This is a genomic window from Sphaerisporangium sp. NPDC005288 (assembly GCF_040607475.1).
Classification (GTDB): domain Bacteria; phylum Actinomycetota; class Actinomycetes; order Streptosporangiales; family Streptosporangiaceae; genus Sphaerisporangium; species Sphaerisporangium rhizosphaerae.
Window position 1 is genome coordinate 1 of record NZ_JBEXGT010000078.1, and the last position, 19,816, is coordinate 19,816.

Sequence of the window (19,816 nt, forward strand, 5' to 3'; positions counted from 1 at the left end):
CCCCCGCCGCGAGGACGCGGCGGGGGCATCGCCGTCTCGTGGGCCCTCACGGCGTGAGCGCCGCCGTCCCGGCGGGCCGCCGCGTGGTGAGCGTCGCCGTCTCGGCGGGTCGCCGCGGCGTGAGGATGCACGTTCGGATTCACCGGCATATGCAGGATGCGCACCCTTTAGCGCACCTTGGGGTGATTATCGGCGGATCTCGGGCAACTCAGACCTGTGAAACGGGTACGCGGGGACGCCAATGGTTGAGGGCCACGTCATCGTCGCCGTGGTCGTCGCGGTGATCATGCTCGTGGGGCGGGGGCTCGGACGCGGCTTCGGCATCCCCGCGGCGATCCCGCTCGTCCTGCTCGGGCTGGCCGCGAGCTTCGTGCCGGGCATGGGGAAGGCCGCCGTGCCGCCCGACGTCATCCTCACCCTCTACCTGCCGCCCCTGGTCTACCGCGCCGCCTTCCTGACCGCCCCGCGCGAGACCAAGGAGGACGCCGTGCCCATCTCGGTGATGGCCTTCGGCCTCACCTGCGTGACCGCCCTGGCCGTCATGGCCGCCGTGCGCCTCGCCGTGCCGCAGATCGGCTGGCCGGTGGCGCTGGCGCTCGGCGCCGCGGTCGCACCCACCGACCCCGTGGCGGCGACCTCGGTCATGAAGCGCCTGGGCGCCCCCCGCCGACTGGTGACCATCCTGGAGGGGGAGAGCCTGGTCAACGACGCCGTGGCCCTCACCCTGTTCGGCCTCGCCCTCACCGCGATCACCGAGCCGGTCACCCTCTCGGAGGGCGGCCTGATGCTGGTGCGCATCGTGGCGGGCGGCGTGCTGTACGGCTTGGTCCTCGGCTGGGTCGTGGCCCGCCTGCGCGGCCGGATCACGGACAACGGCGCGCAGATCGTCGTGTCGCTGATCACCCCGTTCGTCGCCTACCTCCCCGCCGAGCACTTCGGCTTCTCGGGGGTGCTCGCCACCATCACCACCGGCTTCTACCTCGGCGTACGGGCCCACGGCCTGCTCCAGCCCTCCTCCAGGCTCACCGGCGACGCTTTCTGGGAGGTGCTGGTCCTGCTGCTGGAGTCCAGCCTGTTCGTCCTGCTCGGGCTGGAGATCCGCCAGGTGCTGAACGGGGTGACGGACTATTCCTTCGCCACGCTCGCCGGCACGGCGCTGGTCGTCCTCGCCGTGGTCGTGCTGGTTCGCCTGGCGTGGACCATGGCGGTCTTCCCGCTGGCCAAGTGGCTGCCGGGCCGGCATCTGTCCTTCGACGGCATCGGGCGGGCGCAGCGGCTGGTCATGGGATGGGCCGGGATGCGCGGGGCCATCACCCTCGCCGTCGCCCTGTCGATCCCGCTCACCGTCCCCAACCGGCCGCTGCTCATATTCCTGGCCGCCGTGGTCATCATGGCCACGCTGATCGGCCAGGCGACCACGCTGGCCGCGCTGCTGCGGCGCTTCGGGCTCGGCGAGACGCAGGAGTCGGTCATCGAGGAGGCCAAGGCCCGCCAGGCGACCGTGGAGGCTGCCCTGTCCAGGCTCGACCACCTGGCCTCCGAGGGCGAGGTGGACGAGCACACCGCCGGCGTGTTCCGCCAGCTCCTGGAGCTGCGCCTGGACACGGTGCGTGCGATACTCGATGAGGATGACGACGAGGACGGAACCTCGCCCGACTCCGGCACCCGCGGGCTGCGCAGGCAACTCGCCCACGCCCAGCGGGAGAAACTGGACGAGCTCTACTCCAAGGGCAAGATCAGTGCGGCGACGCAGCGGCACCTCATCCACGAGCTGGACCTGGAGGATCGCCGTCGCGCCTCGGGGTCCCACTGACCTCCCGGTACCTGCGCCGACAGCGAACAGTGTCGAGACCGGGACTGACCGGTCGGCGCCGCGCGTTAAGGTCACAAGCAAAGCCCATCGATTACGACGCATCGGAAGGTGACGCTGTGACCAGCCCGCCGACCTCTAACCAGCCCACGAGCTTTGGGCCGGAGTCGCGTGGCCGTGAGAACGGCTCGTTCCGCCTTGAGGATCAGCTATACAACCGTCTGCTGCGTGAGCGCATCGTGGTGCTCGGCACCCAGGTGGACGACGAGGTCGCCAACCGCATCTGCGCTGAACTGCTCCTCCTTGCCGCCGACGACCCCGACCGCGACATCTGGCTGTACATCAACTCCCCTGGTGGTTCGGTCACGGCCGGCATGGCGATCTACGACATGATGGAGTACGTGCCGAACGACGTCTGCACCGTCGCCATGGGTCTGGCCGCCTCGATGGGGCAGTTCCTGCTGTGCGCCGGCGCGACGGGCAAGCGGTACGCGCTGCCGCACGCCCGCATCATGATGCACCAGCCCTCCGGCGGCATCGGCGGCACCGCCGCCGACATCGCGATCCAGGCCGAGCAGATGCTGTACGTCAAGAAGACCTTGGCCGAGCGCATCGCCCACCACACCGGCCAGCCGCTGGAGCAGATCGAGAAGGACTCCGACCGCGACCGCTGGTTCACCGCCGAGGAGGCCAGGGACTACGGCTTCATCGATAACGTCGTGCGCAGCGCGCGGCAGGTGCCCTCTGAGGGCGCCGTCTCCTGAAGGGGCAACTCGTGAGTGATCTGATCCGGCCGGGGGACATCAACGGCCGCTACATCATCCCCTCGTTCGTCGAGCGCACGACGTACGGCGTCAAGGAGATGAACCCCTACAACAAGCTGTTCGAGGACCGCATCATCTTCCTCGGCGTGCAGATCGACGACGCGTCGGCCAACGACGTGATGGCCCAGCTCCTCACGCTGGAGTCGCTCGATCCCGACCGCGACATCAGCATCTACATCAACTCGCCGGGCGGGTCGTTCACCGCGATGACCGCGATCTACGACACCATGCAGTTCGTCCGGCCCGAGATCCAGACCGTGTGCCTTGGCCAGGCGGCCTCGGCCGCGGCGGTGCTGCTGGCCGGCGGCACGTCGGGCAAGCGCTTCGCCCTGCCGAACGCCCGCGTCCTGATCCACCAGCCCTCCACCGAGGGCGGCGGCCAGGGAAGCGACATCGAGATCCAGGCGCGCGAGATCCTGCGCATGCGCGCGCTCCTGGAGACGATCGTCGCCCGGCACTCGGGCAAGGCGCCCGACGAGGTCCGCCGCGACATCGAGCGCGACAAGATCCTCAACGCCGACGAGGCCAAGGCCTACGGCCTGATCGACGACATCATCCCCTCACGGAAGAAGCGCGCTCAAGCCGTTGCTTCCTGAGGACGCGGATCGCACCGGAACGGTGCCCAATTGGGCACGTTCCGGTGCGACTCACCGCTAGGGGGCGCACTGAGGGCCCAGAAGACGGTAACGTCGAAACCTGAGCGGGATGACTTTTCGGACCGAGTCCGCAAGATTCGGATCGCGGAGCAGGCGGTCCCACGCAAAGGAGTATCTGGGGTGGCACGCATCGGCGACGGCGGAGACCTGCTGAAGTGCTCGTTCTGCGGGAAGAGCCAGAAGCAAGTCAAGAAGCTCATCGCCGGACCAGGCGTCTACATCTGCGATGAGTGCATCGATCTCTGCAACGAGATCATCGAGGAGGAGCTCTCCGAGTCCTCCGAGCTCAAGTGGGATAGCCTGCCCAAACCGAGAGAGATCTACGAGTTCCTCGACGCCTATGTCATCGGCCAGGACAAGGCGAAGAAGGCCCTCTCGGTGGCGGTCTACAACCACTACAAGCGGGTGCAGTCCGGCGAACGCGGCCGAGACGACGGCCTGGAACTGGCGAAGTCCAACATCCTCTTGCTCGGCCCTACGGGCTCGGGCAAGACCCTTCTGGCGCAGACGCTGGCGAAGATGCTGAACGTTCCGTTCGCCATCGCGGACGCCACGGCGCTCACAGAGGCGGGGTACGTCGGAGAGGATGTCGAGAACATCCTGCTCAAGCTGATCCAGGCGGCCGACTACGACGTCAAGAAGGCCGAGACGGGCATCATCTACATCGACGAGGTCGACAAGATCGCCCGCAAGAGCGAGAACCCCTCGATCACCCGGGACGTCTCGGGCGAGGGCGTGCAGCAGGCCCTGCTGAAGATCCTCGAGGGCACCACCGCGAGCGTGCCCCCCCAGGGCGGCCGCAAGCACCCGCACCAGGAGTTCATCCAGATCGACACCACCAACGTGCTGTTCATCTGCGGTGGCGCCTTCGCCGGGCTCGAGAAGATCATCGAGTCGCGCATCGGCAAGAAGGGCATCGGCTTCAACGCGATCATCCACTCCAAGGACGACATCGACGCCTCGGACATCTTCGCCGACGTCATGCCGGAGGACCTGCTGAAGTTCGGGATGATCCCCGAGTTCGTCGGCCGCCTTCCGGTGATCACCAGCGTGCACAACCTCGACCGCGAGGCGCTCATCCAGATCCTCACCGAGCCGCGCAACGCGCTGGTCAAGCAGTACCGCCGGCTGTTCGAGCTCGACAACGTGGAGCTGGAGTTCACCGACGACGCGCTCGAGGCCATCGCCGACCAGGCGATCCTGCGCGGCACCGGCGCCCGCGGCCTGCGCGCGATCATGGAGGAGGTCCTGCTCTCGGTGATGTACGAGGTGCCGTCCCGCCAGGACGTCGCCCGCGTCGTCATCACCCGCGAGTCGGTCCTGGAGCACGTCAACCCGACCCTGGTGCCGCGCGACCAGCTCAACGCCAAGCAGCAGCGCACTCCCAGGGAGAAGTCCGCCTGACCGGGCGGCCCCGCCTTTCCGGCACGGGCGCCGCGTGATCGCGGAGCGGCCATCGAGCCGCTCGTGATCTCGCGGCGCCCGTCGCCGTCTCTCCGCCGCCCCGCGGCGCCCGCCGCCGACTCCGCCCTCGCGGCGCCCGTCGCCGTCTCTCCGCCCCGCTCCGCCCGTCGCCGTCCGTCCGCCATCACGCGGGGTTCATGGCCGCCCTCGGGCCGGCGATCGGCTTTCCCGCCGGGTGGGCGCGGCAGCGGAGGTCGTGCGGCGCGCGGGCGATACCGGACGAACATCTCGCGCGTGTTACGCACCGTAGCGAGACCGTACTTTCAGTCGTGCCGAAGATGCCTTTTCGGTGGCCGTGACCATAATCCCGATAACGGGCGCCGGGTCGTTGCGACACGGACGGCACGCCGCCGTCCCTACAATTGGGGACTGTGACAACGCCTGAGCTGCCTACCCAGTACGCGCCCGCCGACGTCGAGACCCAGAGCTACGAGCGCTGGGTCGCCGAGGGGTACTTCACGGCGGACGTAGGCAGCGGGCGAGAGCCTCACACCATCGTGCTGCCGCCGCCCAACGTCACCGGCGTCCTGCACATCGGCCACGCCCTCGACCACTCCATCCAGGACGCCCTGAGCAGGCGCGCCCGCATGCGCGGCCACGAGGCGCTGTGGCTGCCGGGCATGGACCACGCCGGCATCGCCACCCAGAACGTCGTCGAGCGCGAGCTGGCCAAGCAGGGCCTCTCCCGGCACGACCTCGGCCGCGAGGCGTTCGTCGAGCGCGTCTGGCAGTGGAAGGAGGAGTCCGGCGGGCGCATCCTGGGCCAGATGAAGAAGCTCGGCGACAGCGTCGACTGGTCGCGCGAGCGCTTCACCATGGACGAAGGGCTCTCCCGCGCCGTCCAGACCATCTTCAAGCGGCTGTACGACGACGGGCTCATCTACCGCGCCGAGCGCATCATCAACTGGTGCCCGCGCTGCCTCACCGCGCTGTCCGACATCGAGGTCGACCACGGCGACGACGAGGGCGAGCTGGTCTCCATCCGCTACGGCGAGGGGCAGGGGGCCATCGTGGTCGCCACCACCCGCGCCGAGACGATGCTCGGGGACACCGCCGTCGCCGTCCATCCCGCCGACGAGCGCTACGCGCATCTGGTGGGCACGCAGGTGGAGGTGCCGCTGACCGGGCGGATGATCCCGATCGTGGCCGACGAGCACGTCGACCCGGCCTTCGGCACCGGCGCCGTCAAGGTGACCCCGGCGCACGACCCCAACGACTTCGAGATCGGCCGCCGGCACGGGCTGCCGTCCATCACGGTCATGGACGAGCGCGGCGTCATCACCGCGCACGGCCCGTTCCAGGGCCTCGACCGGTTCGAGGCCAGGCCCGCCGTCGTGGCGGCTCTGCGCGCCGAGGGCCGCATCGTCGCCGAGAAGCGCCCCTACGTCCACGCCGTCGGCCACTGCTCGCGCTGCAAGACCGTGGTCGAGCCGCGGCTGTCGCTGCAGTGGTTCGTCAACGTCCAGCCGCTGGCCAAGGCCGCGGGGGACGCCGTCCGCGACGGCCGCACCCGCATTCACCCGCCCGAGCTGGCCAAGCGCTACTTCGACTGGGTCGACGACATGCACGACTGGTGCATCTCGCGTCAGCTGTGGTGGGGCCACCGCATCCCGGTGTGGTACGGCCCCGAGGGCCAGGTCGTGTGCGTGGAGCCCGACGAGCAGGCCCCCGCCGGCTATGTCCAGGACTCCGACGTGCTCGACACCTGGTTCTCCTCGGGCCTGTGGCCGATCTCGACCCTCGGCTGGCCCGACCGCACGGCCGACCTCGAGCGGTTCTACCCGACCACGGTGCTGGTCACCGGCTACGACATCCTGTTCTTCTGGGTCGCCCGCATGATGATGTTCGGGCTGTACGCCATGGACGGCACGCCGCCGTTCCGCACGGTGGCCCTGCACGGCATCGTGCGCGACCAGTACGGCAAGAAGATGTCCAAGTCCTCCGGCAACGTCATCGACCCGCTCGACTGGATCTCCCGGTACGGCGCGGACGCGACGCGCTTCACCCTGCTGCGCGGGGCCGGCCCCGGCTCGGACGTCGCCATCAGCGAAGACTGGGCGGCGGGCTCGCGCAACTTCTGCAACAAGATCTGGAACGCCACCCGGTTCGCGCTGCTGAACGGCGCGACCGTCTCCGGGGCGCTGCCGGCGCCGGGCGAGCTGACCGTCGCCGACCGGTGGATCCTGTCGCGGCTGCGGGCGGTCACCGGCGCGGTGGACGCCGCCTACGAGGACTTCGAGTTCGCCAAGATCTCAGACCAGCTCTACCACTTCGCGTGGGACGAGGTCTGCGACTGGTACGTCGAGCTCGCGAAGATCCAGATCGCGGCGGGCGGTGAGGTCGCCGACCGCACCCGCCTGGTGCTGGGCCACGTGTTCGACGCCCTGCTGCGGTTGCTGCACCCGCTGGTGCCGTTCGTCACCGAGGAGCTCTGGCGGGCGCTGACCTCCGGCCCGTCCATCATGGCGGCCTCGTGGCCGGCGGTGGCCGGGGAGTACGGCGACCAGGCGGCCGAGGAGGAGATCCTGGCCCTGCAGGAGCTCATCACCGAGGTCCGCCGGTTCCGTTCCGACCAGGGCCTGAAGCCGGGTCAGCGGGTCGCGGCCAGGCTCACGCTCGACGGCACGGCGCTCGCGGCGCACGAGCCGGCGATCCGCAGCCTGCTGCGGCTGGACGATCCCTCCGAGTCGTTCACTCCGACGGCGCGGCTCGCGGTGGGCACGGCCTCGATCGAGATCGACACCGCCGGCGCCATCGACGTCGCGGCCGAGCGCAGGCGCATGGAGAAGGATCTCGCCGCCGCGCGCAAGGAGGCGGCCCAGGTCGCCGCGAAGCTCGCCAACGAGCAGTTCATGTCCAAGGCGCCCGATGACGTGGTCGCCAAGGTCCGCGCCCGCGCCACCCAGGCGGACGCCGACATCGCCCGCCTCGAGGCCCAGCTGGCCGCCCTGCCGGCGAGCTGAGGCTCGCGGGCCGACGGGTGGAGGCCCCCGCCGGTGGCCGTTGGCCGCTGGCGGTCCTGCCCTTGACGGGCGACGGGTCAGGTGGTGGCGGGGGCGAGCAGCAGCGACAGGCGGCGCAGGCCGCGTGCCGTGCGCGCCTTGACGGTGCCGAGCGGCACGCGCAGCCGGTCGGCGATCTCGCGTTGCGTCAGGTCCCCGTAGTAGGCCAGCTCGATCGCCTGCCGCTGGGCGTCGGGAAGGACGGCGAGCGCCCGCCTGATGCGGTCGCGGTCGGCGAGCACGTCGCCGTCGTCGCGCCCGTCGTGGCCGGTCGGCTCGGTGACGGCCTCCAGCGGCACCGTGGTGAGCGTGCGCACCCGCAGGTGGTCGACGGCGCGCTTGTAGGCGATGCCCAGCAGCCATGCCGTGAGGCTGCGGGCAGGGTCGAAGCGGTGCCCGAACCGCCACGCCTCGGTGAAGACGACCTGCAGGACGTCCTCGACGTCCTGGGGCGGCACATATCTGCGCAGGTAGGAACGGACGGCGGGGGCGTGCGTGCGGTAGCAGTCGCCGATCGCCGTCTCCTCTCCCGCGGCCAGGCGGTACTCCAGGGTCTCGTTCATGAACACCCTCATGCCATCGGAAAGCTACTCAAAACCTATTCATAGTCGCCTTCGGCATGCCGGCGCAACCGTCGGCCGCCACCGCGGCCCGCAGAGATGGGCTCAGCGCAGAAGGCCCATGACGGCCGTGATCGCCTCCGGCAGGGTGGACACGCGCGCCGTCCCGGGCGGCAGGACGTCCGCCCAACCGGGGCCGCCCACTACCACACGGCTCGCCGGTCGCAGCCGGGGCAGCGCCGCGAGCGGCACCGCGTCGCCGGTCTCCCGCCGGTGCGACCAGACGAAGACGACCGAGGGCCCGAGCCGCCGCATCGCCGCCTCCAGCGCGGCGTACGGCGTGCGGGGGCCCAGCACCCGGGTCTCGACGGCCAGCTCGCCCAGCGCCGCCGCCAGCGCGTACACCGGCAGGCTGTGCTGCTCTTCCTCCGCGCACGCGAGCAGCACCGGCCGCGGGTACGCCGGATCCGGGGCCTCGCGGGCGCGGGCGGCCAGCGCGTCCAGCAGGCGCTCGGAGAACATGTGCTCCACCTCCACGCCCGCGCCCGTCTCCTCCTGCCTGCCGACGATGACGGCGAACGCCGGCCGCACGAGCCGTTCCCAGGTCCAGGCGACGCCCCGATCGTGCAGCGCCGCCTCCAGCCGGCCGTCCACGGTGCGCACGTCCAGCGCGAGCGCCGCCCGCGCGAGCGCCGCGGCCGAGGGCGGCCGTCCCGGCGTCGCAGGAGACCTCGCTTCTTCGCCGCGCGCGTGGCCGGGTTCACCGATCGCCGTGCGGCCGGGCACGCTCCCTGCCGTGCCCGGTTCACCGGCCGCCGCGTGGCCGCTTTCACCGGCCGGGGTGCGCTCCGGTGACGGCACGGACCCGGCGGTCGCGGCCGCAGGGGCGACCGGGCCGGGTGGCGGGCGGTGGCGCAGGGCGTGACCCGCCGCGTCCGCCGGAGCCACCCCGGCGTGGATGAGCCGGTTCATCTCCTCCAGCCGGCGCAGGTCCGCCTCGTCGTAGCGCCGGTGCCCGCCCGGGCTGCGGCGGCTCGGACCGATGCCGTACCGCAGGTTCCAGGTGCGCAGCGTCGGGACGGGCACGCCGAGCCGCCGTGCGACGGCCCCGATGCCGTAGCCGGGCTCGTCCCCGGCCGGCGGACCGCCGCCGTCCTGCGCCGCGCCGTCGCCGTCCTGCGCCGCGCCGTCGCCGTCCCGCGCCGCGCCGTCGTGCCCCACCGGCCGCCCCACCCTCCGTCGTCGTCCATCTCCAGCCGCCTCGCCGCACCGCGCTCAGCGGTTCGGCCACGGTCGGCTCACGAACCAGGGCGCATTGACCAGCGGAGGTTCATCTTCTGTCCCGCTTTGCAGAGCATGCCCGGCATGGGTGCAACCGCGCCGCCGAGGAGGCACGAAAACTTTACTGATGAGGCCCATGATCCCTGCAATGGCCGAAGGAGCGGTGCCCATGGTGACGTTGGCCCGGGAGAAGAGCGAACTCCGCGAGCTGATCGACCGCCACCTCGGCCACCTGCTCGAACGCGAGATGGACCGGCTGGACTTCCTCGGGGACGAGGAGCGCGCGGCCGTACGGCGATATGTGGCCGACTTCGTCCTGCGGGGCGGCAAGCGGCTGCGGCCCTCGTTCGTGTACTGGGGGTACCGCGCGGCGGGCGGCTCGCCCGCGGATCTGGACGTCGTGCTTCCGGCGGCCTGCGCGGTGGAACTGCTGCACGCCTGCGCGCTCCTGCTCGACGACGTGATGGACGAGGCCGGCACCCGGCGCGGCCAGACCACGGCCCACGCCGGGCTGGCCGCCCGTCACCGGGAGCTCGGCTGGTCCGGCGACCCCCGCCGCTTCGGCGAGTCCACCGCCGTGCTGCTCGGCATGATGGCCTTCACCTGGGCCGACGCGGCGCTGCTCGACAGCGGGCGGCGCCTGGGCGAGGCCCTGGAGATCTTCACCCGGCTGCGCGTCGAGATCATCGCCGGGCAGTACATGGACCTGGCCGGCGCGGCCCGCGGAACCGGCGGCCGCGAGGAGGCCACCCTGATCGCCAGGTACAAGTCCGGCAAGTACACCGTCGAGCGGCCCCTGCACCTCGGCTGCGCCATCGCCGGGGGCGGCCCGGCCGTGCGCCCGACCCTGAGCGCGTACGCGCTGCCGCTGGGGGAGGCGTTCCAGCTCCGCGACGACGTGCTCGGCGTGTTCGGCGACCCGGCGGCCACCGGCAAGCCCGCCGCGATCGACCTGCTGCAGGGCAAGCGCACCTACCTCACGGCGGTGGCCCGCGAACGGGCCGGCGTGCGCGGCGCGGCCGTCCTGGACCACGTGCGCGACCAGGACGTCGCCGCCGCCCGCGACCTGATCGTCTCCACCGGCGCGCTGGACACCGTCGAGGCGCGCGTCGCCGGCCTGCTGGTCGCCGCGAGGGCGGCGATCGACGGAGCGGACCTGCCCGCCGAGGCCGCGGCCGCCCTGCTCGAACTCGCCGACGCGACGACGGGCAGGAACGCCTGATGGGGGCGAGGCACCCCGTCGTGGTCATCGGGGCGGGGCTCGGCGGGCTCGCCGCGGCCATGCGCCTGGCCGGGGCGGGACGCGAGGTGACCGTCGTGGAGGCGCAGGACGGCCCCGGCGGCTGCTGCGGAACCGAGTCCGCCGGACCCTACCGGTTCGACACCGGCCCCTCGGTGCTCACCATGCCCGGTGTGCTCGCCGGCACCTTCGCCGCCGCCGGGCAGGACATGGACGGCTGGCTGCCGCTGCGGCGGCTCGACCCGTTCTACCGGCTCACCTACCACGACGGCTCCAGCCTGGACGTGGTCGCCGGAGCCGAGGCCATGACCGAGCAGGTACGGCTGCTGTGCGGGCCCGAGGAGGCGGTGCGGTACCGGCGCCTGCGGCGGCTGCTGGAGGAGATGTTCCGCCTGGAGTGGGCGGCGTTCATCGACAGGGACATGACGCGGCTGCGCGCGCTCGCCCGCCCGTACGCGCTGGCCAGGCTCGCCGCGCTCGGCGGGTTCCGTACGCTGGACGGACTGGTGCGCCGGCACCTGACCGACGACCGGCTCATCAGGGCCCACACCTTCCAGGCGCTGTACGTCGGCCTGGCCCCGCGTCGCGCGCTCGGGATCTACGCCGTCATCGCCCACATGGACACCGTCGGCGGCGTGTACTTCCCCGCCGACGGCGGTATGCGCGCCATCCCGCTCGCCATGGCCGGCGCCGCGGGCAAGGCCGGGGCCCACCTGCGGTACGGCGTCCGCGCCACCGCCGTGGAGGCCGACGGTGCGGGGGTGACCGGCGTCCGCCTCGACACCGGCGAACGGCTCCCCGCGAGCCACGTCGTCGTCGCCTGCGACCGGGCGGCGGCGCACCGCGGGCTGCTGCCGGAGGCGGCCGACGACTGGCGGCTGCGGCGTCCCCGGTTCTCCCCGTCCTGCCTGGTCGCCCACTTCGGCCTGGATCGGCGCCTGCCCGGACAGGCCCACCACACCCTGCACTTCGGGCGCGAATGGGACGCCACGTTCGACGCCCTGGAGGCGGGCCGGCCGCAGTCCGACCCGAGCCTGCTGGTCACCTACCCCAGCGGCGACGACGCCGCCGCGCCCGAAGGGCACGCCACCCTCAGCGTGCTGGAGCCCACCGCCAACCTGAACGGCGGCGGCGACTGGGAACGGCTCACTCCCCGGCTCCTGCACCGCATGCTCGGCCGGCTCGACGCCCTCGGTTACGGCGACCTGTCGACGGCTCCGCACCTGGTCCTCGACCCGCCCGCGTGGAGCAGGCGCGGGCACACGGCGGGCACCCCGTTCGCCCTCGACCACCGGTTCACCCAGACGGGCTGGTTCCGGCCCGCCGGCGCGGCCCGCCGCGTCCCCGGGCTGCACTTCGCGGGCATGTACACCGCGCCCGGAGTCGGAGTGCCGCCGGTGCTCATCTCCGGCCGCCTGGCCGCGGAACGCATCCTGGAGTCCACCCCATGACCTCCCACCCCGCGGCGCCCTCGCGCGCCACCACGCTGACGGCCAGCTACGAACGGTGCCGGCGGCTGCACGCCTCCTACGGGCGCTCGTACTACCTGGCCACCCTGCTGCTCCCGGCCTGGAAGCGGCCCCACGTGCACGCGCTGTACGGCTTCGCCCGCCACGCCGACGAGATCGTCGACTCCTTCGCCATGACCGGCGACCGCGGAACGGCGCTGGAGGATCTGGTCGCCCAGCTCGTCGCCGGCCTCGCCGGGGAGACCGTCGCGGACCCGGTGCTGCCGGCGTTCACCCACACGGTGCGCGGCTTCGACATCGACCTCGCCGACATCGACGCCTTCCTCGCCTCCATGCGCGCCGACCTGACCGTCCACCGCTACGGCACCTACGACGAGCTGCTCGGGTACATGGACGGCTCGGCGGCGGTCATCGGCACGATGATGCTGCCCATCCTTGAACCGCTGCCGGGCGCCGCGGGACGGGCGCGCGAGCCGGCCCGCCAGCTCGGCCTCGCCTTCCAGCTCACCAACTTCATCCGCGACGTGGCCGAGGACCTCGACCGGGGACGCATCTACCTCCCCCTGGAGGACCTGGAGAAGTTCGGCGTCTCGGAACAGGACCTGATCGCCCGCCGGACGACCCCGGCCGTCCGCGACCTCATCGCCTACGAGGCCGACCGGGCGCGCGACCACTACCGGCGAGCGCTGGAAGGCATCGAGCTGCTCGTGCCGTCCTCGCGGCCCTGCGTGCGCGCCGCCTACGAGCTGTACGGCGGGATCCTGGAGGAGGTCGAGGCGGCCGGATACGACGTCCTGGCGGGGCGGGTTCGCGTGCCCCGGCGGCGCCGGCTCGCCATCTTCACCAGGTACCTGACCGCCGCGTCCGCCGCCGGCCGCGCCGAGCGCCGCACCCAGGTGAAGGCCCGCTGAGATGGATCGCGACCACGACAACCCCTCCCAGGCGGACACCCCCTCCACGCCCGCGTCCCCGCCCACGCCGGCGCCGGGCACGCCGAGCGGGCGGAACGCCGCGTCTCCGGAGGTCCCGTCGCGGCCGGTCGTCCTCGACGCCATGGGCGGGGACCACGGCCCCGCCGAGACCGTGCGCGGAGCCGTCCAGGCGCGGCGGGAACACGGCGTCCAGGTGATCCTCACCGGCCTGCCGGACGTCCTGAGCCGTGAGCTCGCGCGTCTCGGCGCGGCGGGCGAGGCCGACATCGCACCGGCCACCGACGCCGTCCCGATGTCCGAACGCGGCGTCGGCGCCCTGACCAGGACCGGATCCAGCCTCGCGGTCGGCCTGGACCTGCTGCGGCAGGGCATCGGCGGATCTTTCGTGTCGGCCGGCTCCACCGGGGCCGTCGTCGCGAGCGCGATCGGCCTGCTCGGCACGGCCCCGCAGGTGCTGCGCCCGGCGCTGGCCGTGGCGCTGCCGTCGCTGCGGGGCGGGGCCACGGTACTGGTCGACGCGGGCGCCACCGTCGATCCGACCCCGCAGATGATCGCCCAGTTCGCGCTGCTCGGCGTCTCCTACGCCCAGCTCGTGCTCGGCGTGGACGACCCCTCGGTGGGCCTGCTCTCCATCGGCTCCGAGCCGGGCAAGGGCAACCGGCTCACCCGCCGGTCGGAGGAACTGCTGCGCTGGATGCCGTTCCGCTTCCACGGCAACGTGGAGGGCGACGACGTCCTCGCGGGTACCGTCGACGTGGTGGTAACCGACGGATTCACCGGCAACGTGGTGCTGAAGAACATCGAGGGGACGGTCCGGGCGACCCTGTCTCTGGTCACCCGGTGCGGCATCGCCGGGCCCGACGATCTGCGGCAGGTCGCCCGCCGCTACGACCCCGAGACACACGGCGGAGCGGCCCTTCTCGGCCTGGCCGGCACGGTGGTCGTGGCCCACGGCTCCTCCCGGGCCGCGACGATCGCCCGTGCCTGCGTCGTCGCCCGCGACCTCGCCGAGGGCCAGGTCGTGGCCCGCGTGCGCGAGCACCTGACCGTCACGCCCGCCCGGTGAGCCACGCGCAGGCGCGCGCCTCCCGGACCCTCTCAAGGGCCCTCGTGCGCGCGGGCGGCGAGGGGATCGGCGCCGTCCCACGTCCCCTCGCTCGCGTAAGGCGCGAAGCGGGCGAACAGCTCCTCGGAGTACCAGCCTTCCGCGTGGACCCGTTCGACCACCCGCCGATGCGGGCCCTGCGCGTACGCGAAATCGCGGACGGCCGCGGCGTCCCGCCAGAGCGAGAAGGTGGCCTGCCGGGCCAGCGGCCACTCGCCGATGCCCACCGAGGCCAGGCACCCGTCCTCCTCGCGCAGCAGTCGCTCGACCCCGGAGACCGACCGGTAGAAGGGCACCAGACTCCGTGGCCGGATCGCGGCCCTGGTCAGCACCGCGACCGGTCCCGCCCTGCGCTCCGGCGCACCTCCGCCCAAGGACCCGAGGCCGGAGCCCCCGTCATCGTGCGGCGTCACGCCGTGGACGACGCCGCGAGCGGGCGGTTCGCTCCCAGGGGCAGGTGCGCGATGGTGGACGGAGTCCGGGCCGAACGGCGCCACTCCGCCCCAGCGTCCGCGAGACGCCAGCGGCGCCAGGCGCACCTGCCACGACTCGGCGGCCTCGCGCCGCCACCTGGCCGGGATGGGGGAGCGGGCGAGGAAGCGGTCCAGCGCCGCCTCCTCGCGCCACACGGCGAGCAGCGCCCAGCGGCGGGCGTCCGCGCCCAGCGTCATCGACCGTCCCCGCCCTGTCCCGAGCAGCCGCCAGAACAGCAGCCCCTTCGTACGGCGCAGCACCGGCCGGTCGAACGCCATGTACCGCGCGGCACCCAGGTCCGCGTACCTGTTGAGATGGAACGAGGCGATGATGCTCCCCGTGCCGGTCATGTCGCTGATCTCGGTCATCGGCGGTTACCTTCTCGGCTCGATCCCGGTGGCGGTGCTGGTCGCGCGGGCCCACGGGTTCGACCCGCGTGACGTCGGCGACCGCAACCCCGGCTTCTGGAACGTGCGTGAGCGACTCGGCGCGGGCGGGGCCGCGCCCGTCTTCGCCGGCGACATGATCAAAGGCGTGCTCGCGGGACTGCTCGGGCTGGCGGCCGGGGGATGGCACACGACCGGTCCTTGGGTGGTCGCCGCGCCGAGCGTGCTCCCCGCGTACGCCGCCGTCGCGGCGGCGATGGCCGGGCATGCCTGGCCGGTGTTCGCCCGGTTCCGCGGCGGGCGCTCGATCCTCACCTTCGCCGGAGGGATGGCGGTCATCTGCCCGCCAGCGTTCGCCCTCGCCCTGGTCCTGCTCGCGGCCGTCGCCATGCTCACCCGGTCGTTCGCCATCGGCGCCAGGGCCGGCGTCTTCGCCCTGCCGGTGCTGCAGTTCGCCTTCGCGCCGGTCGGCCACGTCGCCGCGACGGGAGCGCTGATGTGCCTCATCGGCCTGCGCTTCGGACAGGCGGCTCTGGCGGCGCGGCGCTCGTGACGGTAGGCGCCTCCGGCGCCGCCGCGTTCGTGCCGGCATGCGGCTGTGATGGCGCGGCCTCGGTGGCGGTAGGCGACTCCGGCGCCACGGCGTCGCCGACCTCGTGGGACGCTCCGGCCGGCGCGGCGCTCGCGACCGCGCCCCCGGGAGGGACGCGGGGATAGGTGCGATCCCGCCAGGTCCGCACCGGACGCAGCGTCGCCAGCGACAGCCGTACGGCCGTGGCCGGGTCGAGCAGCACCGACAGGGCGACGCCGGGGCCGGGACGCGCGTAGCTCCTCCGCAGCGCCCCCGCGAGCAGCAGCCGTACGGCCACCAGCGCGAGATCGAGCCGGGTCGGCCGTCCGGCGGCCAGCCTCAGCACAGGAAGGGCGGCGGCCAGCCACACGACGGCGAGGTCGGCGGCCTGCCACGCGGGACGGGTGACGTCGCTGAGCGGCAGCGACCGTCCCCACTGCCGCCACACGTCCGTCGCCGACTCGTGCATGTCGACCTCCAGCAGGCCGCCCGCGTCGAGGAACCCGACCACCCACCCCCGCGCCGCGAGCAGTCGCGCGAGCGCGACGTCGTCCGTCATGTGGCCGCGAACGCGGGCGAACCCGTCGGCGCGCAGCATCGCCTCGCGCCGGAAGGCCAGGCACTGGCCGTTGGCGACGACCCGGTGCGGCGGCGGGGGCGTGGCAGGGCCGATGGGACCGAACCGGTAGACCAGCGTGGCGAGGAACGAGGCGTGCAGCGCCTGCTCGGCGGTTCCGTCGCACACGAACCGGGGGCCAACGCTGACCAGGTCCCTGCCCTCCAGCGCCGTGACCAGCGCGCCGAACAGTCCGGGAAGCGACCGGGCATCGGCGTCCAGCGTGACGACGATCGCGCCGCGGGCGCGCAGAAGTCCCTGGTGGAGGGCCCACTGCTTGCCCACCCAGCCGGCGGGCAGCGGCCGTCCCCGCACGACCGTCGCCCCGAGCGCGGCGGCGAGCCGGGCGGTGCCGTCGGACGACTCGTCGTCCACGACGATCACCTCGGCCACCGCCGGGTCGGCCAGTACGGCCGTCAGGCACGGGCCGATACGGGCCTCCTCGTCCCTGGCCGGGATCACCACCGAGATTGGCGCGGTGACGTCCGGGCCCCCGGGGGCGAGCGGAGGCAGGCGGCGTCGCCCGCGCGCGAGTCGCACGCCGACGGCCAGAGCGGCCAGCGCCTGCGCGCCGGTGAGCACCCGTCCGAGATGCCGGCTTCCGCCTCCAGGCCGCCAACCGCCCGACGACCGGGAGCCGGTCGCCGCTTGGGAACCGGTCGCCGCTTGGGATCCGGTCGCTGCGGCGCGGCGCATGTACTCGAAGGCCGCGGCCGCTCGGCGCCCCGTCACCATGCCTCGCCGCGCCCACGGGTGCCGGCGTCCAGCGGTACGGCGCCAGGGTTCGCGGTCGTTTTCGTCTTGGCGTTCCGGCCGTGGAGGTCCTCGTTCACCAGGTCGGCGACGATCCGCCCGCCCATCGTCACCAGCGGCAGCCCGCCGCCGGGATGGACCGAGCCCCCCACCAGGTACAGGCCCCGTCGAGGACCTCGGTTGCCGGGCCGGCGGAACGGCGCGAGCCTGCCGGCGTACGCGCCCCCGTAGATCGCCCCGCCCCAGGCTCCGTAGCGGTCCCGGATGTCGGCCGGAGTGAAGGTCTCCAGGAAACGCAGCCGCCCGGACAGGTCGTGCCCGCGCTCCGCCAGCCTCTCGAGCACGCGCTCCCCGTACGCCTCGGGGGACACCGGCCAGCGCCCCGGATCTCCGGCGGGCACGTTGACCAGCATGACCCAGTTCTCCGCGCCGGCGGGCGACTGCGAGGGATCGTCCACGGCCGAGCAGCCGATGTAGACCGTCGGGTCCTCCGGGGGACGCCGCCGCTCGAAGATGTCACCGAACTCCTCGCGGTAGTCGGCGGAGAACACGACCGAGTGGTGCGGCAGTCCCTCGGTCCTGCCTTCGACGCCGGCGAGCAGGAGCAACGCCGAGGACGACAGCCCGAGCCGCGCGATGCGCCGCAACCGCACCCGGTCGGGGAGCAGCCGCCCGTACAGGGACGCGGCGTCGGCGTTGACCACCACGGCGGACGCCGTGACCACCTCGCCGCTCGCCAGCCGCACGCCGTGGGCGCGCGTCCGGTCGGCCAGCACCTCGCTCACCTCGGTGGAAAGGTGGACCTCGACGCCGGCCTCGTCCAGCAGCGCGCGCAAGGCGTCGGCGATGCGGGGCAGGCCGCCCGGCACGTACCAGCCGCCCTCCCCGTGCTCGATGGCCGGGATGCAGCCCAGCGCCGCGGGCGCCCGGTACGGGCTCGACCCGGCGTAGGTGGCGTACCGGTCGACGTACTGGCGCAGCCGGGGGTCGCGGAAGAACGCGCCGGCCAGACCGTGGAGCGTGCGGCCGGGAGCGACCGCCCACAGGTCCGTGGCCCGCACTTCTTGCGGCGGCCGGGTCAGCGGCGCCATCGGACCGGCGAAGAAGGTGCGCCGCGACGCCTCCAGGCAGCCGCGGGCCCACCGGTGGAAGGCCCGCCACCGCTCGCCCTCCCCGGGCGCGAGCCGCTCGACCGCCGCCGCCGTGCGCTCCGGGTCGCGGTAGGCCGAGAACGACGTCCCGTCGTGGAAGCGGTAACGGCACAGGACGTCCAGTTCGAGGAGGTCGAGCTGGACGCCGAGCTCGCGGAACAGCCCTGGGAGCGTCAGCAGCGAGGGGCCGAGCGAGAACGTGAACCCCTCGCGGCGGTGCTCGGCGAGCTTGCCGCCGAGTCGGGGCAGGCGCTCGTACAACCGCACGGCGTGCCCGTCACGGGCGAGCAGCAGGGCGCAGACCATGCCGCCCACACCGCCGCCGACCACGATCACCTCCGCCATCGATACCTCCATGCCAGCAGGGCGAACGTGCCCATGGCGACTCCGCCCGCCGCGGCGACCAGGAGGTCGGGCGGGCGGAACACTGCCGCGAAACCGATCGTCTCCATCACGGCCATCACCGTGTACACCGCGACCAACCCTGTGCTGCCGGAGGACGGCCCGCCCGCGACCCGGTCGATCAAGACCATGACCAGCAGGGACACCAGGAACCAGCCGACGAAGTTGCTGAACGGCACTCCGCGGTACGGCCCCGTGTCCTCCCATCGCCACAGTCCGAGGCGGAGCATCTGGGGGTCGAGGAACAGATCCCACGCCGTCAGGGCCAGCGCGCCCACGCACGCGCGGGCCGTACGGCCGCGGGGAGCGACGCGGCGGGCGACCGCCTGCGCGGCCAGCCCCATGCCGCCCCAGGCCAGCGCCACGATGAGGGGAACGCCGCCGGGGCTCGGCCACAGCACCCCGGTGTAGTGGTACGCGCCGAACGGCACCCCGGACCGCGTGCCGATCCACTCCGCCGCGTAGCCCACGGCGGCCGCCCCGCCGAAGGCGGCGAGTGCCCTGGGCAGCGTGTGCGCGGCCGCCGCGTAGGCGATCGCGGAGGCCGCCAGCAGGACGACGACCAGGCTGACCAGCCTCAGGTCCTCATGGCGCAGCCCCGTCTCTACTTGGGCCGCGACCATGGCGGCGAGCAGGGCCGCGCCGGCGACCCGATAACGGGCTTCGGCTCCGCCACGGCCGCCGCGCCCCGGTCGTCCTGGCCCGGCTCTCTCCCTGAGCGTCTCCCACGCGTTCACACGTAGTCATTCGATCGACGTCGGCGCCGTAGATGCATGAAGAGCTCGCCGTGTCCCGGCCGAGGCGTGGCTGCGCGGGCCCGCCGCGATTTGACGGACCACGAGACCGCCCTTACTGTTCTTCTCGCCCCAGGGAACGATCGGCCGCCGTCAAGGCGCCGGGATCCCGGGGAACTCTCTGATGACACCCGCGGATCCGGCGTAACCACGGTGGGTCCGGCGTCACAGTGCTGCGCAGCGAAGCCCTTCGAGCCTCTGACCGGCTCGGTTGACCTCGCCCAAGCAGTAGGGTAAGTTAGAGGGGTTGCCCTGGAGACAGGGCGGCCTGAATGCTCGTTGGTTCGGGTGGCGGGAGTCAAGTGCCGGTAACGGCGCGATTTGGT

Annotated in this window: 16 protein-coding genes; 10 read left to right on the forward strand and 6 right to left on the reverse strand. The window is 72.9% G+C overall.

The window, feature by feature from the left end:
- The first annotated feature begins 241 nt into the window (after positions 1–241).
- The 5 genes from ABZU32_RS39455 (at position 242) to ABZU32_RS39475 (ending at position 7,717) form a co-directional block, all read left to right on the forward strand.
- Entirely contained in the window at positions 242–1,813 is a 1,572-nt protein-coding gene (locus tag ABZU32_RS39455) for a Na+/H+ antiporter (protein WP_354931554.1), read from the forward strand.
- A 116-nt stretch (positions 1,814–1,929) separates the two neighbouring features.
- Positions 1,930–2,574, forward strand: a complete 645-nt coding sequence (locus ABZU32_RS39460) for an ATP-dependent Clp protease proteolytic subunit (protein ID WP_354850690.1) — start codon at positions 1,930–1,932, stop codon at positions 2,572–2,574.
- Positions 2,575–2,585: 11 nt separating this feature from the next.
- Positions 2,586–3,230, forward strand: coding sequence for an ATP-dependent Clp protease proteolytic subunit (locus ABZU32_RS39465; protein ID WP_354850693.1), 645 nt, complete (start codon positions 2,586–2,588; stop codon positions 3,228–3,230).
- A gap of 180 nt (positions 3,231–3,410) precedes the next feature.
- Positions 3,411–4,694, forward strand: a complete 1,284-nt coding sequence (gene clpX / locus ABZU32_RS39470; RefSeq protein WP_354850697.1) for an ATP-dependent Clp protease ATP-binding subunit ClpX — start codon at positions 3,411–3,413, stop codon at positions 4,692–4,694.
- Between the two features lie 431 nt (positions 4,695–5,125).
- Entirely contained in the window at positions 5,126–7,717 is a 2,592-nt protein-coding gene (locus tag ABZU32_RS39475; RefSeq protein ID WP_354931557.1) for a valine--tRNA ligase, read from the forward strand.
- A 77-nt stretch (positions 7,718–7,794) separates the two neighbouring features.
- Here the strand turns inward: ABZU32_RS39475 and ABZU32_RS39480 are convergent, their stop codons facing one another.
- Together ABZU32_RS39480 and ABZU32_RS39485 are read right to left on the reverse strand one after the other, a co-directional pair.
- Entirely contained in the window at positions 7,795–8,319 is a 525-nt protein-coding gene (locus ABZU32_RS39480; RefSeq protein WP_354931560.1) for a sigma-70 family RNA polymerase sigma factor, read from the reverse strand.
- A 102-nt stretch (positions 8,320–8,421) separates the two neighbouring features.
- Positions 8,422–9,537 carry a MerR family transcriptional regulator gene (locus ABZU32_RS39485; RefSeq protein WP_354931563.1) on the reverse strand — a complete coding sequence of 372 codons (1,116 nt, stop codon included), beginning with the start codon at positions 9,535–9,537 and terminating at the stop codon, positions 8,422–8,424.
- 229 nt (positions 9,538–9,766) lie between these two features.
- On the opposite strand from ABZU32_RS39485, the gene ABZU32_RS39490 reads away from it, so the two are divergent.
- The 4 genes from ABZU32_RS39490 to plsX are packed head-to-tail and all read left to right on the forward strand — an operon-like array spanning position 9,767 to position 14,304.
- Positions 9,767–10,819: a polyprenyl synthetase family protein gene (locus ABZU32_RS39490; RefSeq protein ID WP_354931566.1), complete on the forward strand. Its 1,053-nt coding sequence runs from the start codon at positions 9,767–9,769 to the stop codon at positions 10,817–10,819.
- Positions 10,819–12,288: a phytoene desaturase family protein gene (gene crtI, locus ABZU32_RS39495; protein WP_354931569.1), complete on the forward strand. Its 1,470-nt coding sequence runs from the start codon at positions 10,819–10,821 to the stop codon at positions 12,286–12,288. The genes ABZU32_RS39490 and crtI (ABZU32_RS39495) overlap by 1 nt, the downstream gene beginning before the upstream one ends.
- The gene (locus ABZU32_RS39500; RefSeq protein WP_354931572.1) at positions 12,285–13,217 is read left to right on the forward strand and encodes a phytoene/squalene synthase family protein; all 933 of its coding nucleotides are present in this window, start codon (positions 12,285–12,287) and stop codon (positions 13,215–13,217) included. Before crtI (ABZU32_RS39495) ends, ABZU32_RS39500 begins: the two co-directional genes overlap by 4 nt.
- Position 13,218: 1 nt before the next feature.
- The gene (gene plsX / locus ABZU32_RS39505) at positions 13,219–14,304 is read left to right on the forward strand and encodes a phosphate acyltransferase PlsX (protein ID WP_354931575.1); all 1,086 of its coding nucleotides are present in this window, start codon (positions 13,219–13,221) and stop codon (positions 14,302–14,304) included.
- A 32-nt stretch (positions 14,305–14,336) separates the two neighbouring features.
- Here the strand turns inward: plsX and ABZU32_RS39510 are convergent, their stop codons facing one another.
- Positions 14,337–15,185 carry a spheroidene monooxygenase gene (locus tag ABZU32_RS39510; RefSeq protein WP_354931578.1) on the reverse strand — a complete coding sequence of 283 codons (849 nt, stop codon included), beginning with the start codon at positions 15,183–15,185 and terminating at the stop codon, positions 14,337–14,339.
- Between ABZU32_RS39510 and ABZU32_RS39515 the strand changes: the two genes are divergently transcribed.
- On the forward strand, positions 15,145–15,756 hold the full coding sequence (locus ABZU32_RS39515) for a glycerol-3-phosphate acyltransferase (protein WP_354931581.1): 612 nt from the start codon (positions 15,145–15,147) through the stop codon (positions 15,754–15,756). The genes ABZU32_RS39510 and ABZU32_RS39515 overlap by 41 nt on opposite strands.
- Here the strand turns inward: ABZU32_RS39515 and ABZU32_RS39520 are convergent.
- From ABZU32_RS39520 to ABZU32_RS39530, 3 genes are all read right to left on the reverse strand, one after another.
- Entirely contained in the window at positions 15,707–16,972 is a 1,266-nt protein-coding gene (locus ABZU32_RS39520; RefSeq protein ID WP_354931584.1) for a glycosyltransferase family 2 protein, read from the reverse strand. The two genes, ABZU32_RS39515 and ABZU32_RS39520, sit on opposite strands and share 50 nt — an antisense overlap.
- A gap of 146 nt (positions 16,973–17,118) precedes the next feature.
- Positions 17,119–18,639 carry a phytoene desaturase family protein gene (gene crtI, locus ABZU32_RS39525; RefSeq protein ID WP_354931587.1) on the reverse strand — a complete coding sequence of 507 codons (1,521 nt, stop codon included), beginning with the start codon at positions 18,637–18,639 and terminating at the stop codon, positions 17,119–17,121.
- Positions 18,627–19,433, reverse strand: a complete 807-nt coding sequence (locus ABZU32_RS39530) for a carotenoid biosynthesis protein (protein WP_354931590.1) — start codon at positions 19,431–19,433, stop codon at positions 18,627–18,629. Before ABZU32_RS39530 ends, crtI (ABZU32_RS39525) begins: the two co-directional genes overlap by 13 nt.
- Positions 19,434–19,816 lie beyond the last annotated feature (383 nt).

Coding starts and splice junctions, on each gene's coding strand:
- ABZU32_RS39455 (WP_354931554.1), top strand. CDS start 242: ATGGTTGAGGGCCACGTCATCGTCGCCGTGGTCGTCGCGGTGATCATG.
- ABZU32_RS39480 (WP_354931560.1), bottom strand. CDS start 8,319: ATGAACGAGACCCTGGAGTACCGCCTGGCCGCGGGAGAGGAGACGGCG.
- ABZU32_RS39490 (WP_354931566.1), top strand. CDS start 9,767: ATGGTGACGTTGGCCCGGGAGAAGAGCGAACTCCGCGAGCTGATCGAC.
- crtI (WP_354931569.1), top strand. CDS start 10,819: ATGGGGGCGAGGCACCCCGTCGTGGTCATCGGGGCGGGGCTCGGCGGG.
- ABZU32_RS39500 (WP_354931572.1), top strand. CDS start 12,285: ATGACCTCCCACCCCGCGGCGCCCTCGCGCGCCACCACGCTGACGGCC.
- plsX (WP_354931575.1), top strand. CDS start 13,219: ATGGATCGCGACCACGACAACCCCTCCCAGGCGGACACCCCCTCCACG.
- ABZU32_RS39515 (WP_354931581.1), top strand. CDS start 15,145: ATGATGCTCCCCGTGCCGGTCATGTCGCTGATCTCGGTCATCGGCGGT.
- ABZU32_RS39510 (WP_354931578.1), bottom strand. CDS start 15,185: ATGACCGAGATCAGCGACATGACCGGCACGGGGAGCATCATCGCCTCG.
- crtI (WP_354931587.1), bottom strand. CDS start 18,639: ATGGCGGAGGTGATCGTGGTCGGCGGCGGTGTGGGCGGCATGGTCTGC.